A 13,449-nucleotide genomic window follows, 5' to 3' on the forward strand; every position below is an offset into this window, starting at 1 on the left:
AGCAGTCCTCCATGGCTTCATCCGTGAAACCTGTTTTCAGCATAGACGGTTCAAGCCAGATAGCGCTGCTCCAGATGGCGGCGAAAGGGCGCAGACGACAGGCTTTGTCCGCTGGCCTGCTGCAATAACTCCTCAGTGGACAGTAGGCTGGCATGCTGCCAGATATGTTGCTGCAGCCAGTTGAACACGGGGGCAAGATCCCCGCTCAGCAGCTGCTCAAAGCGGCCCAGTTGCTGCTGCATGGCCTCGGCCAGCTGAGCGGCATAAATGGCACCCAGGGTATAGCTGGGGAAATAGCCGAAGCTGCCGTCGGTCCAGTGAATATCCTGCAGACAACCGTTTTTGTAATCGCCCTTGGTGCTGAGCCCCAGATACTGCTGCATTAACTGATCCCAGCGCTCGGGCACATGGCGGGGCTCAAGTTTGCCTTCGATCAGATCCCGTTCAATCTGGTAACGTAGCATCACATGAGCCGGGTAGGTGACTTCATCGGCATCCACGCGAATAAAACCGGGCTGCACGCGGGTGTAGAGTCTGGCCAGGTTGTCAGGAGCAAAGGCGGCCTGCTCGCCCAGGTACTGGTTCAGCAGCGGAGACAGCTGGGCCAGAAAAGCCGGGTGACGGCCCAGCTGCATTTCAAAGAACAGGCTCTGGGACTCATGCACTCCCATGGATCTGGCCTGGCCCACGGGCAGCTTGCGCCATTGTGCCGGCAGGCTCTGCTCATAGCGGGCATGACCGGTTTCATGAATAATGCCCATCAGCGCCTGGGCGGCGTCGTTTTCGTCATAGCGGGTGGTCAGGCGTACATCGTCACTGACGCCGCCACAAAAAGGATGAACGCTTACATCCAGACGGCCCCGGTTAAAGTCAAAGCCAAGCTTTGTCATCACTTCCAGCCCCAGGGCTTTTTGTTGTTCGGTGGCAAAGGGGCCAGCCGGCTGCAGCACCGACTCGTTGCGCTGTTTTTCCTGCACTTGCGTAATCAGGTTGGGCAGCCACTGATTCAGATCATCAAACAAAGCGTCCAGGGTCTGGCTGCGCATGCCCGGCTCATACAGCTCCAGCAGACTGTCGTAACGGGACAGCCCCAACGCATCGGCGCGGGCGGCGGCGGCCTCGCGGGAGAGCGCCACCACTTCTTCAAACAAGGGTAAAAAGCCGGCCCAGTCATTGGCCGGACGCAGGCTGCGCCAGGCATGCTCGCAGCGGGAGCCGGCCAGCGAGCGGGCACGTACCAGATCTTGCGGCAGCAGGGTGGCATCACGCCAGCTGCGCTGCATTTCTGCCAGGCTTTGCTGCTGTTCAGCAGACAGCGCTTCGTTTTTTGCACCAGCAAACCAGTCGCCAAGACGCTCATCCTGTAATTGCTGATGGCACAATACTGCCAGTGTGCCCAGGGCCTCGGCTCTGGCCTCATTGCCGCCGGCGGGCATCATGGTGGCCTGATCCCAGCCACAGATGGCACCCAGGTGCTGCAGGTGATGCAGTTGTTCAAAATGCTGTTCCAGTGCGGAATAAGACATGATGCTTCCTTTGGTAAGCGGTTACCCCTGCCGGCTTTGCAGCCGCTCCCGGGTATCCTGTTTGGCCTGTTCGCTTTTGCGCAACAATACATAAAGACAGCCGCTGCCGCCATGCTGGTGCAGGGCGCTGTGGCAGGCCAGCACTTCCGGCAACTGGGGCAGCCAGCCGGAAACATAGCTTTTGAGCAGGGCCGGCGGCTGGCTGCGTTCGCCCTTGCCGTGCACTATCATCACCGCCCTCAGGTTGCGGCGCAGACAGCCCTGCAAAAAGTTCAGCAGGGCGTCCCGGGCTTTTTCCACGCTGTGATGATGCAGATCGAGACGGGCGTCACAGGGATATTTGCCAAGACGCAGCTTTTTGAACACACCTTCCTGCACGCCGGGCTTTTTGTAGCTTACCATATCGTCAGGGCGCAGCAGCGCTACATGATCCAGCGACAACAGCGGCAGGGCAGCTTCGGCGCTGGTTTCTGCCGCCTTGCGGCGCGTGGCAATGGTGGCTGCGTCGCGTTTGCTGGCGTGGCTGGCGGGCAGGGTGTCCTGCTTCAGGGGCGTCAGTCCGTCCATTTCATCAAGAAAAGAGGACCAGTCGTTATGGCTCATAACACGGTTCCTTGGTGTTCGGAATTAGCCGCAGTATAAGCAATTGGATTAAAAGGGGGAACGACGGGCCTCAGGGGAGGAGGAGAGTGAAGCCCGCCGTTTTTTAACGTAGTTATTTGCTGGCTTCACCATTGGGATCTGCCTTCATTACCTTGTAGATGAAGTAACCCGCATAGAAACTGATCAGCAGGGCAGTGGCAATAATTACCATCATCGACATAAAACCCACATCACTACCAAACATTAAATCGAGCCAGAATGCCATCGCTTGTCTCCTTTCTCGCGCTCCGTTAAAGGCATATTAACGAGACCGCTGTGACGGATTCTGATCCTGATCAATAAAGCGGTGTATCCTCAACTTTATTAAGGGTATAGCCATTATTTTCCAGTAGTTGTATCAGCCCCTGCTCGCCGTAAAGGTGCAGGGCACCTACTACCATCAAGGCCCTGGCGGGGGCCAGCTGCTCCAGGCGTTCCAGCCAGAGGTGATTGCGCCGGGCCAGCAGCTCTTGCTCTATAAAGCCGGTTAATGCCGGGCTTTGCTCTTCCTGCAACAGGTCCAGCAGTGCCTGTTCATCACCTTTCAGCCAGGTGTTGAGCAGGCGCTCAAGATGCGGCTGCATTTGCTCCAGCTCGTCCAGGCTGTGAGTGATAAAGTCGCGCTCCAGTCCGCGCTCATGCAGCGAGGCCAGCAATTCCATCACCAGCGCCGGTGACTCCAGACCGGCCACGGGCAGATTTTGCTGCCGGGCCCGCAGCCGCAATTGCATATCTACCCCTTGCTGAGTATGAAAGCCCAGCTCCCGGGCTTTTAACTGCGTCAGCTGCAATGCGGCAAACCAGGGCGGCAGCTGACGCAGCATGGGCTGGCCGCTGGCATTCACTGCCTGTTCAAGCTTTGCGGCAAGCTCAGGTCCCAGACGCTCGGCCCAGTGTGTATTTGGTGTGATTACATGGGAGAAATCGCTGCTTTTAAGGGTGAGCGGATCAATTTCCAGCAGCAGCAATTCGCTGTTATCCAGTGCCTGCAACACAGTTGCAGGCAACTGGCTTAACCGCTCATCGGCAATATGCACAGAGCCGAACAGCCACAACTGCTGCTCGCCTTTTTGTGCCTGCCACAGCGCCGGAGCCGCCAGCACAGAGCCACACCACAGCCACAATAGCCATAATCCGGTTTTCATATTTTCTCCTCAGCCGCCGGCCTTTAACATTAGCCGGTCGAGGGCGGCTGTGCTCATAAACCGGCGCAGCCAGCCCAGCATTTTGGTGGGCCGGGTCACCGGATAACGGGCTTTGGGGCTGGCGCTGGTCAGGGCGTGCAGCACAGGAGGCAGGCAAGCTTCCGCCGGCAGGCTGTAGCGGGAGCTGGGGCCGGGCTTCTCCAACCGGGCCAGCGTTTGTTCATAGCCGGCCCGGTGGCGGCTGTCTTTCATATTGATGTGACGGAGAAAAGCGGCGCGGGCATTGGCCCTGAACTGAGTTTCAATGGGGCCTGGCTCCAGCAGACTCACATGCACAGGGGTGCCGGCAAGCTCCAGCCGCAGTGTGTCTGTGTAGCCTTCCAGGGCAAACTTGGAGGCGTTATAGGCACCGCGATACTTCATGGCTACCAGCCCCAGTACCGAGCTGTTCTGAATAATGCGGCCTTCACCGGCCTGCAGCATCAGGGGCAACACTAGCCGAGTGAGGTGATGGGTGCCAAAAAAATTGGTATTGAACTGCTCCCGCAGCGCCTCAGTGGGCAGATCTTCAAGGGCACCGGGCTGGCCGTAGGCACCGTTATTAAACAGGCCATAAAGGGTGCCATTGGTGTAAGCCAGAGCCTGCTCCAGGCCCTGCTCTATGCTGGAATCGTCTGCCAGGTCCAGCAATACCGCCTGTAGCCCTTCCTGCTCCAGCTGCAATACATCCTGCGGCCGGCGGGCGGAAGCCACCACATTAAAGCCTTGTTGCTTAAGATAGTGAGCGGCAGCATGACCAATGCCGGAAGAGCAGCCGGTAATCAGGACGGATTTAGACATTAATGACTCCCAGTTTGAACCGAAGTCGTCAATGTAGCAGAAAGGAAAGCGTCGATGAATGGCGTCCCCGGCAGGAATCGAACCTGCATCTAACCCTTAGGAGGGGCTTGTTTTATCCATTAAACTACGGGGACACAGCGGGCTACAATATTGCAAATTTCCCTTTGCAGCGCAATATATTGCCGCCCGTTTGCCGGTTATATAAGCAGGCTTACCACAGCTGCACCAGTCGGTCTCCGGGAGTAGCCGGGGTGATGTTGGCTTCCTGGCCGGCAGGCATCAGAATGCTGTAGTCGGCGTGGCTTTGCTGCACCACAAAAGTAGCTCCTGACGTGCTTTCGCTGTAATACCCGGGCGTAAGCTGGCGTCTGTGCAACAGGGTAAACTTGTCTCCGGTCTGAATGCCCTCGCGCCGGCCCAGATCCATTAAAATGCCGTCGTCTGACTGCTGCACTATATTGCCCACTGCCTTGATACAGGCCTGGGCTTTGATCAGGTCCTGGCTGACATTCTGCAGCAGTTGCTCAACAGCCTGGCCATAGGCGGAATGCCAGAAACTTTGCTGATGCACATTTACCTTGTCGTGCTTTTTATAATCCCAGCTGGAGCGGGTCTGATAATCCCGTTGCAGCAGCACATCACCAGTGAGGCTGTCTTCCAGCACAATGCGCATGCGAAACTCCCGGGGAATGTCGGAAAAGGTCCACTTGGTCCAGTGGCCGTCTTCAATACTGATGTCCTCAATGCTGCCGCTCAGCAGCAGTCTGGCTTGCCGGCGTGATGTCAGCACATCACTGCCTTTACGCAGCCCGGCGTCTCTGGGCAGGGCGGTGTCCGTGTCCAGTGGCTGACCGGTAGATGACGTAATATTGACGGCGGGTGTCAGCATCGACGATAACCGGCTGCTGATGGCCGCACCCAGTTCATAAATTTGACCCGTGCTGCCCTGCTCGGGATGACGCAGGGTAATGGCGGTCAGTGCCAGGCCGGGACGATAGCGGCCGGCGCATTGTTCCTGCCGGCGTTCACCGGGCCAGATATCGGCCCGTACTGTCAGCCACAGCCTGCCCTGTTTTTTGCGCTCGTCAATAATCAGGTAATCCATCAGTTCGCCCTGAGCAGAAATATCCAGCTGCTGACCGCCGTAGGTACCATTGGTGGCAGACTGCATGGTATTCAGGGAAGCGCCGGACTGTAGCAGGGCATCGCTCAGGGCCTGTTCCAGTGCCTGCTGACGCGCTGTCTCTGTGCCCAGACTGAGCGGTGCCGAGCCCTCGGCCTGATACCAGTCGGCATGAGTAAAAAAGGGAGACAGCAGCAACAATGAGGCAAAGACATTTTTGAGCACGGCGGTATCCTGTGTAAAAGTAAAGAGCGTCAATTAAACATCGAACACTCAGCAAGAAGATGGCAAGGTTTATGCAATATTCTTGCCGGGTAAAGTTATGCTGTTTTTGGCCGATACTCGATTAGTTTCCTGAACTCAGTTTTTAAACCACGGAGCCTGTTAATGACAAGAGCCCTTATTCTGGTCACTGTGCTGGGGTTATCGGCCTGTAGCGGTGAGCCCAGGTTTGACAGCCGGCATCATTACCTGCCTCATGATCATGCGGCCCATTATGTCAGCCATCAACCCCTGGGCTCCACGCCGGCACCGGCCCGCGCTCCGCGGCATACCCAGGACGGTATTCCCATGCGCATGAGCGCCGGTGCCCGCAGTGTATATTTGCCGGAAGCCGGTCCTTCACTGGTGGGCGGGCAAACCCAGCTGCAGCAGCATATGTCAGCACTGGCCTACCGGCTGGTATCATCGGCTCACCAGATGAACCGGCAGGCAGGCATTGCAGTGAGCGGTTTTGTCAGTCAGGAGGATTACACCACTCAGGACGAGTTTGGTCGTCTGCTGTCAGAAACCATGATGTTTCAGCTTAATCAATACGGCCTTAAGGTTGTCGATTTTAAGGCTCTGCCGTTTATTCGCATTACTCCTGAAGGTGATATCAGCACCAGCCGGGATTATCGGCAACTCAGTGGTAAAATTGGTGCCCAGTATCTGCTGCATGGCACCATCAGCGAGACGCAGGGAGGCAGGCTGGTGAATGCCCGGCTGATCACCATGGCGGACCATTCGGTAGTAGCCAGTGCACAGCAGTTTATTCCGAGCTATCTGGTGGCCGCCATGCTCGACACCCGCGGCCCGCAGGTGCCTGACCATATACGGAGACGTTATGCGAAATAAGCTGATAACCCTGTTGACCCTGGTGTTTCTTGGCGGTTGTGTGGGGCAGGGCAGTGGTGCCACACCGGCCAGAAACCATATTTATGCCGTGGGTTATGCCCCTATCAGTTTACAGCGGCCGGCGGATTATCAGCAGAAACTGCTGCATGCCATGCGGGCGTCGCGGCTGGATGCCTACCGTGAACTGAGTGAGCAGCTGAGCGGTGTGATGATCTCCAGCTCCAGTGAAATGAACAGTAACGTATTACAGGACGGACCGGTAAACAGTGCCAGCCGGGGCGTGGTGCGCGGTGCCAGAGTGGTAAACAGCTATCCCGACGGTGATATGTACGTGACCGAGCTGGAGCTGGATCTGGCGTTGTATGAAAAACTGCGCCGGGGCGGGCGCTGACAGACACTAAACAGACAACTCTGCCGCAAGCCCAAAGCAGCAGTGGGGATTGCCGTAGCCGACCATAAAATGCCATGGACGGCATTTTCGAGCGATACATGGAGGTACTTGAAGCGTGTCGGTGGAGTGCAACCGCACTGATGCTTCGCTCTGCAGTTTAAACTTTGAAGCCGGAGCCTTTATTAATGCCCTTGGTGTGACCTTTTTGATCATAGGTCATGCTCTGGCGCTCGTGCAGCCGGCTGAGAATATTGGCCAGCTGGCGAGTGCCGGCAAGGGACTGCTCCAGCACCTGTCCGGCAACGTCGTTGCGCTCCTGACAAGTGGTCATTAATGCACGCAATGCATCAACCCTGGGTTTAAACTCAGTGCCCAGCAGAGCTACATCGGGGTGGTTGCACAGGCTGGCATCGGTGGCCTGAATATCGGCCAGCAGTTGCTGTTTCTGCTCGGTAAGAGGAGGGAGTTCCAGCGCCTTGCGCTGAACGATCAGCTCAAGCTCCTGCTCAGTGATCGCCAGCAGGCGCTCAAGTTGAGAATGTTGTTGGGTCAGCAGCGTATCAAGGCTCATTAATACAGAGACTCTATGTCGTTTTCAAGGCTGATAATATTACCGGCAAGACGCTCGGTATTCACCTGATAGCTGCCTTCATTGACTGCTTTTTTAATGGCGTCAAGGCGGGCGCTGTTATCGGTGCCGTCCCCGGCAGACAGACTTTGCTGCATGCGGTTAAGTTGTCTGGCCTCTGCCGTGAGCGTGACTTCATCTCGCCCGGCAACGGCTTTGGGTTCGCCACTGTTGCCGGTAGTAGCGGATGCACTTTTCTGCGGATATTTGTTTCCGCTGACCGGACCGTTATGAAATCCGGGAGGAAGCTTGTCTATGGCCATGGTCTTGTGTCCTGATTTGCTGCTGTCACACCGGTTATCGGCTGGCCCTTGTGCAACTTTAGCAGAATTTACAGACCCACCTTTACTACTCCGGCCTCGCTGATGCGCCCTTGTATCTGGCGGCCCGAACGGCTGTTGCGTACGCGAATGGTCTCATTAAAGGTGCCGTTTTCATCGGCCACGCCCTGAGTCCGGATAGACAGGCCGCCGTTTTCTGCCACTATGGTAACTTTGTCTCCTTTGCATACCACACACAGCTGGCTGGCCAGAATCGGCCTGCCCGGGCGCAGATCCCGCTTGCTGCGGGTGCCCACCAGAGCCTGAATATTATCAAATACGTCCCCTCTTACCAGCACTTCATCCTGGTAGCTTATCTGCAGCTGAGCCGGCTGCAGCAGAGTATTACGAGAGATAGGATCAGCAGCCGTCACCACGGGTTTAAGTACTTTTACCCGCACCGGCACAAACAGTTGCCAGCCGGGTTGCTCATGGCACTGTACAAACACATGAGTATTACGCCGCACTTCACCACTGCCGCGGATCTCTGCGGTAAGCATGCCGGGGCATTCACTCAGCTGCAGCCGGGTATCTATGCTTGAAGCCTCAATGATTACCTTGTCATCAGGGCCTGCCTGGACAAAATCGCTCACATAGTTTTCTGCGTAATGACGGATACTGTCGTGTATGCTGGTCTGAGCCGTTACCAGGGCCGGTAATAACGTGAATACAAGGCTTAAAAAAACATGTATGCATGGCTTGTTGTGGTAGTTAGGCAAAAAACCGTTAAGCATCGTTACTCCGTTGCCGATAGTACATAAATCATGACTGGTCCCATCTTTGCCGCTATGAAGTGGCACTGGCACATGGCCGGTGTTAAGCTAGAACCATCGTATTTTGCTGCATAAAGCATGCCATTGAACTGGCGGGCAGACAGCTAAATCTCATTCCGGAGGCTGAATAATGGCGGGTGTACTCGACTCGGTAAACCAGAGAACACAACTGGTGGGGCAAAACCGGCTGGAACTATTATTGTTCAGGCTTAACGGTCGCCAACGATTTGGCATCAACGTATTTAAGGTCAAGGAAGTGTTGCAATGCCCACGGCTCAGTGGCTTGCCTCAGCGTCATCCGGTTATTCGGGGTGTATCCAATGTTCGTGGCCAGACCATTTCCATTATTGACCTGAGCAAGGCCATGGGGGGCCGGCCGATAGAGCAAACCGAAGACAGCTTTGTCATTATCTCCGAGTACAACCGTTCGGTGCAGGGGTTTCTTGTCAGCTCGGTAGAGCGCATCATCAACGTCAACTGGGAGTCGATCTTGCCACCACCCAAAGGGGCCGGTCGCTTCAACTACATGACGGCCGTCACCGAAATAGACGGTGAGCTGGTGGAAATTCTCGATGTGGAAAAAATTCTTGATGAAATTTCTCCTGCCAGCACAGATGTTGACGCAGCGATTATTGAACGCTCAAAAGAAAATGCTGTCGAGCACAAGCCTGTTCTTATTGCAGATGATTCTTCTGTGGCCCGCCGTCAGGTAGTAAAGGCGGTTGAATCTCTGGGGCTTAAGTGTATTGTGACGGAAAATGGCCGGCAGGCGCTGAACAAGCTCAAAGAACTGGCTGCCAACGGTCCGATTCATGAGCAGTTATCATTGGTGATTTCCGATGTGGAAATGCCAGAAATGGATGGCTACACGCTTACCGCCGAGATTCGAAGTAATACTGCTCTTAAGGATCTGCATGTTATTCTGCATACCTCACTCAGTGGCGTATTCAACAAGGCGCTGGTTGAAAAGGTCGGAGCCGATAATTTTATCGCCAAGTTTCAGCCTGATGAGCTGGCCAGTGCAGTCAATGATGCACTCTAATTTTTGAAGGTGTAATAGCACGGATGAAAAATTTCACCGACGAGCAGTATTTGGCGTTTTGCCGGTTTCTTGAAAGCAACACCGGTATCGTCCTTGGAGCCAGCAAGCAATATCTTGTTAAAAGCCGGCTTTCACCGCTGATGTCTCGTTTTGGTATTGAATCCATGGGAGTGCTGATAGAGCGCTCCATGCAGCCTCGGGAGCGTGAACTGAAAACGGCCGTGGTCGATGCCATGACCACCAACGAAACACTTTGGTTCCGTGACAGCTACCCCTTTACTCAGCTGAGTGACCGTTTATTTCCGGAGTTGGCGAAACCCGGTAAATCACTGCGTGTCTGGTCTGCGGCCTGCTCATCGGGGCAGGAGCCTTATTCCATTGCCATGACGGCACAGGAGTACATGAGCCGGCGGCCGGGTGCCTTGCCGGGGCTGCAAATTATTGCCACTGATATTTCAGCCACCATGCTGGAACAGTGCAAACTGGGCATTTATGACAGCCTGTCTCTGGCCAGGGGCCTGTCTCCGGAGCGACGCAGCCGGTTCTTTACCGCGCTTGATAATGGCCGTATGCAGCTGCAGCCTGCCATTCGCAATATGGTCAGCTTTCGGCCCTACAACCTGCTCGACAGCTACAGTTCGCTGGGCAAGTTCGACATTATATTTTGCCGTAACGTACTGATTTACTTCTCTCCCGAGAATAAATCCAAGATCCTTAACCAGTTTGCCGGCTCTCTTAATCCGGGGGGCTATCTGCTGCTGGGTGCGTCTGAGTCACTTACCGGTCTTTCCGACAAGTTTGAAATGATCCGCTGCAGCCCCGGCATTATCTATCGCCTTAAATAATTTCACCTTGCCGTCCTTAAAGCACCTCAGTGTTAACTGAAGGTGCTTTTTATTTATGGCACGACTCTTGCTTTACTTTTTCCTGTGTGAGTACTTCAGATTCCGGTCACTATGACGCAGGAGGGTGGCGGTGACGATTTCTTTCGACAAGGCATTTGGCGTGCATCAGCATGCACTGGTGGCCCGCTCCGACAGAGCCGAGCTGCTGGCCAGCAACCTGGCCAATGCTGACACGCCCGGTTATAAGGCGAAAGACATGGACTTTCAGGCGGCACTGAGCAAGGCACAGGGTTCTCAGAATTTCTCCCTCAGCCGCACCAATAACCGTCACTTTGCCGTGGATCTGGCACCGCCGGGCACAGTGCAATACCGGGTGCCCAATCAGCCCGATACCGGCGACGGCAATACGGTGGATGTACAAACCGAGCGTACCAGTTATATGGAAAATGCCCTGCAATATCAGGCCTCGCTGGAGTTTCTTAACAGCAAGATATCCGGCCTGCTGAAAGCCATAAAAGGAGACTCGATGTGAGCCTTTTTAAAGTCTTTGATATTTCCGGCAGCGCCATGAGCGCTCAGTCGGTTCGTCTTAATACCACCGCCAGTAATCTGGCCAACGCCGACAGTGTCAGCTCCAGCATTGATGAAACCTACCGTGCCCGCAAGCCGGTGTTTGCCGCTGATCTCGACCAGGCCCTGTCGGACCGTCAGGAAAGCGTCGGCGTCAAAATCATGGGCATCGTCGAAACCGACAAACCCCTGCAAAAAGAATTCAACCCGGATCATCCCATGGCTGATGCCGAAGGTTTCATTTTCAAGCCCAATGTGAACGTGGTGGAAGAAATGACCGATATGCTCAGCGCCTCACGCAACTACCAGACCAATGTGCAGGTGGCAGACGCCGCCAAGCAGATGCTGCAGCAGACTCTGCGGCTGGGCAAGGGGTAATCATTCATGCAGGTTAATCAAGACTATCTTAACGGCCTTAAGTGGCCCGGTGAGCAAAGTCCGGCGGATAAAGCGGCTGATAACAGCCGTGCCCAGCTGGAGCAGGAAGACTTTTTTGCTCTGCTGACCCAGCAGCTGGCTTATCAGGATCCGTTCAAGCCGGCGGATAACTCCCAGATGATCTCACAAATGACGTCTTTCACCACGGCTGACGGCATTAATAACATGAGTCAGCAGCTTTCCGGGCTGAGTGAGGTCATGACCTCCAGCCAGGCACTGCAGGCCTCCAGCCTGGTGGGGCAGAAGGTGCTGGTGCCCAGCTCCATGACCTACTGGGACAATAATGAACCGGTAGACGGCGTTGTGGTAGCGGGTTCAGGAGCCTCCAATGTGCTGATTCGCATCGAGAATGAAAAGGGCGAGCTGGTGCGCACCATACCGCTGGAAGGCGATCAGCGCGGCAACGTCAACTTCAGCTGGGACGGCATGAATGACGCCGGCGAGCCGGCGGCTACCGGCAAATACAACATCAAGGTCAGCGGCCTGATCGACGGCCAGCGTGAGGAGCTGAATGCGCTGGCTTTTGGCAAAGTGGACAGCGTGACCCTGGGCAGTGCCGACAGCCCCACTCTGGTCAACCTGGCGGGCCTGGGCGGCCTGCCGCTTAATCAAATTCTGGAAATAGCCAGCCGCAAGGCGGCGTAAGGAGTACTTATGTCTTTTAATATTGCACTCAGCGGCGTTAATGCGGCCCAGAAAGATCTGGACGTGACCGCCAATAACATTGCCAACGTCAATACCATTGGCTTTAAAGAGTCCCGGGCCGAGTTTGCCGATGTGTATGCCAACTCCATTTTCGCTAATGCCAAAACACAAACGGGTAGCGGCGTGCAAACCGCTGCCGTGTCACAGCAGTTTCATCAGGGTGCGCTGCAGTTCACCAACAACTCGCTGGATATGGCCATCAACGGCAGTGGCTTTTTTGTGATGTCCAATGAAATTGGTTCACTGGACCGCACCTTTACCCGTGCCGGGGCCTTTCGCCTGAACGACGAAGGTTATGTCACCAACTCACAGGGTAACTTTCTGCAAACCTACAAGGCCAATGCTGACGGCACCCCCGCAGGTCTGGGCCTGAACTCGACCCAGGCGCTGAAAATTCCGGACAAGGCGGGTGAGCCCAAAATGACCGGTGAAGTAAAAACAAGTCTTAACTTGCCGACTAAAGCACCGGCGTTAAACGTTCAGCAGTTTAACCCTGCGGATTCAGATACTTATACCTCATCTACTTCAATGACAGTGTATGACTCATTGGGTGATACTCATACCTTGACTCAGTACTTCGTGAAGGTGGGTCCAAATCCTGATGCGTTACCTAATCCCATTACGGATAACGAATGGAAAATGTTTGTATATGTGGATGGTAAGAATGCGTTAGGGACAGAAGCTGCTCCTCCTGCAACTGATAACCCAGTCGGGCCTACAGATCCATCAAACCCAGCGAATCAAATAACTTCTCATCCACTTACCTTTGATAGTTCGGGTAATCTGGAAGTGACGGCAGCAGTACCGCCCAGTACGCTTGATTCAAATGAACTCTTAACACAACCACAGGATTTTGGTAATGGGTCAGATCCTACTCAAACAATCAAGATAAAAATCCCCGATGCCAGCATGAACGCTGGTGCTTTTGAAGTAACTTCCAACAGTCAGGACGGCAATACCGTAGGCCGGCTGACCAAGGTGGACGTAGGCCCAGATGGTCTTGTGCAGGCCACCTACAGCAACGGCAGCACCGAGAATCTGGGTATTGTAGCTATGGCGCGCTTCCCGAATGATCAGGGGCTGACCCAGATTGGTGATACTCAGTGGCGGGAATCCCTGTTGTCCGGTGAAGCGGTGACTGGTCAGCCCAATACCGGTATTTTCGGCAAGGTGAGCGTGGCCTCACTGGAGCAGTCCAACACCAACCTGACCACAGAGCTGGTGGATTTGATTACCGCTCAGCGCAACTTCCAGGCCAACTCCCGTGCACTGGAAGTGAACAGCACACTGCAGCAGACCATACTGCAAATCCGTTAATTCAAGCTGAAAGCCGGAAGCTGGAAGA

Annotated in this window: 17 protein-coding genes and 1 tRNA gene; 8 read left to right on the top strand and 10 right to left on the bottom strand. The window is 55.0% G+C overall.

What is annotated here, in order from left to right:
• Positions 1–50 precede the first annotated feature (50 nt).
• The 7 genes from N2M06_RS04710 to N2M06_RS04740 all read right to left on the bottom strand — a co-directional run bounded on the left by N2M06_RS04710 (position 51) and on the right by N2M06_RS04740 (position 5,501).
• Positions 51–1,526, bottom strand: coding sequence for a carboxypeptidase M32 (locus tag N2M06_RS04710; protein ID WP_346351772.1), 1,476 nt, complete (start codon positions 1,524–1,526; stop codon positions 51–53).
• Between the two features lie 21 nt (positions 1,527–1,547).
• Complete coding sequence (gene smrA / locus N2M06_RS04715) at positions 1,548–2,129, bottom strand: DNA endonuclease SmrA (RefSeq protein ID WP_346351773.1); 582 nt, start codon at positions 2,127–2,129, stop codon at positions 1,548–1,550.
• 112 nt (positions 2,130–2,241) lie between these two features.
• Entirely contained in the window at positions 2,242–2,394 is a 153-nt protein-coding gene (locus N2M06_RS04720) for a DUF3149 domain-containing protein (RefSeq protein WP_019933508.1), read from the bottom strand.
• A 70-nt stretch (positions 2,395–2,464) separates the two neighbouring features.
• Positions 2,465–3,313, bottom strand: a complete 849-nt coding sequence (locus N2M06_RS04725) for a TraB/GumN family protein (RefSeq protein ID WP_346351774.1) — start codon at positions 3,311–3,313, stop codon at positions 2,465–2,467.
• Between the two features lie 9 nt (positions 3,314–3,322).
• Positions 3,323–4,153 carry an SDR family oxidoreductase gene (locus N2M06_RS04730; RefSeq protein ID WP_346351775.1) on the bottom strand — a complete coding sequence of 277 codons (831 nt, stop codon included), beginning with the start codon at positions 4,151–4,153 and terminating at the stop codon, positions 3,323–3,325.
• A gap of 59 nt (positions 4,154–4,212) precedes the next feature.
• Positions 4,213–4,287, bottom strand: a tRNA-Arg gene (locus N2M06_RS04735).
• A 77-nt stretch (positions 4,288–4,364) separates the two neighbouring features.
• Positions 4,365–5,501, bottom strand: coding sequence for a flagellar assembly protein T N-terminal domain-containing protein (locus N2M06_RS04740; protein ID WP_346351776.1), 1,137 nt, complete (start codon positions 5,499–5,501; stop codon positions 4,365–4,367).
• A 162-nt stretch (positions 5,502–5,663) separates the two neighbouring features.
• Here N2M06_RS04740 and N2M06_RS04745 point away from each other — a divergent pair, with 162 nt between their 5' ends.
• Together N2M06_RS04745 and N2M06_RS04750 are read left to right on the top strand one after the other, a co-directional pair.
• The gene (locus N2M06_RS04745) at positions 5,664–6,392 is read left to right on the top strand and encodes a FlgO family outer membrane protein (protein WP_019933512.1); all 729 of its coding nucleotides are present in this window, start codon (positions 5,664–5,666) and stop codon (positions 6,390–6,392) included.
• Positions 6,382–6,783 carry an LPP20 family lipoprotein gene (locus tag N2M06_RS04750; RefSeq protein ID WP_019933513.1) on the top strand — a complete coding sequence of 134 codons (402 nt, stop codon included), beginning with the start codon at positions 6,382–6,384 and terminating at the stop codon, positions 6,781–6,783. Before N2M06_RS04745 ends, N2M06_RS04750 begins: the two co-directional genes overlap by 11 nt.
• Positions 6,784–6,940: 157 nt before the next feature.
• Here N2M06_RS04750 and N2M06_RS04755 read toward each other — a convergent pair whose 3' ends face one another.
• The 3 genes from N2M06_RS04755 to flgA all read right to left on the bottom strand — a co-directional run bounded on the left by N2M06_RS04755 (position 6,941) and on the right by flgA (position 8,465).
• On the bottom strand, positions 6,941–7,354 hold the full coding sequence (locus tag N2M06_RS04755; RefSeq protein WP_019933514.1) for a flagellar protein FlgN: 414 nt from the start codon (positions 7,352–7,354) through the stop codon (positions 6,941–6,943).
• Positions 7,354–7,674, bottom strand: a complete 321-nt coding sequence (gene flgM / locus N2M06_RS04760) for a flagellar biosynthesis anti-sigma factor FlgM (RefSeq protein WP_346351777.1) — start codon at positions 7,672–7,674, stop codon at positions 7,354–7,356. Before flgM ends, N2M06_RS04755 begins: the two co-directional genes overlap by 1 nt.
• Positions 7,675–7,742: 68 nt before the next feature.
• Positions 7,743–8,465, bottom strand: a complete 723-nt coding sequence (gene flgA / locus N2M06_RS04765; protein ID WP_346351778.1) for a flagellar basal body P-ring formation chaperone FlgA — start codon at positions 8,463–8,465, stop codon at positions 7,743–7,745.
• A 169-nt stretch (positions 8,466–8,634) separates the two neighbouring features.
• On the opposite strand from flgA, the gene N2M06_RS04770 reads away from it, so the two are divergent.
• The 6 genes from N2M06_RS04770 to flgE all read left to right on the top strand — a co-directional run bounded on the left by N2M06_RS04770 (position 8,635) and on the right by flgE (position 13,421).
• A complete protein-coding gene (locus N2M06_RS04770) occupies positions 8,635–9,546 on the top strand; it encodes a chemotaxis protein CheV (protein WP_346351779.1) in 912 nt (303 codons plus the stop codon).
• A 23-nt stretch (positions 9,547–9,569) separates the two neighbouring features.
• The gene (locus tag N2M06_RS04775; RefSeq protein WP_019933518.1) at positions 9,570–10,391 is read left to right on the top strand and encodes a protein-glutamate O-methyltransferase CheR; all 822 of its coding nucleotides are present in this window, start codon (positions 9,570–9,572) and stop codon (positions 10,389–10,391) included.
• A gap of 130 nt (positions 10,392–10,521) precedes the next feature.
• Complete coding sequence (gene flgB, locus N2M06_RS04780; RefSeq protein WP_019933519.1) at positions 10,522–10,923, top strand: flagellar basal body rod protein FlgB; 402 nt, start codon at positions 10,522–10,524, stop codon at positions 10,921–10,923.
• A complete protein-coding gene (gene flgC / locus N2M06_RS04785) occupies positions 10,920–11,339 on the top strand; it encodes a flagellar basal body rod protein FlgC (protein ID WP_019933520.1) in 420 nt (139 codons plus the stop codon). Before flgB ends, flgC begins: the two co-directional genes overlap by 4 nt.
• A gap of 6 nt (positions 11,340–11,345) precedes the next feature.
• Complete coding sequence (locus N2M06_RS04790) at positions 11,346–12,044, top strand: flagellar hook assembly protein FlgD (protein WP_317073970.1); 699 nt, start codon at positions 11,346–11,348, stop codon at positions 12,042–12,044.
• Between the two features lie 9 nt (positions 12,045–12,053).
• Entirely contained in the window at positions 12,054–13,421 is a 1,368-nt protein-coding gene (flgE, locus tag N2M06_RS04795) for a flagellar hook protein FlgE (RefSeq protein WP_346351780.1), read from the top strand.
• Positions 13,422–13,449: the final 28 nt, after the last annotated feature.

Origin of the sequence: Oceanimonas sp. AH20CE76 (assembly GCF_039654065.1) — a bacterium.
Lineage (GTDB): Bacteria > Pseudomonadota > Gammaproteobacteria > Enterobacterales > Aeromonadaceae > Oceanimonas > Oceanimonas smirnovii.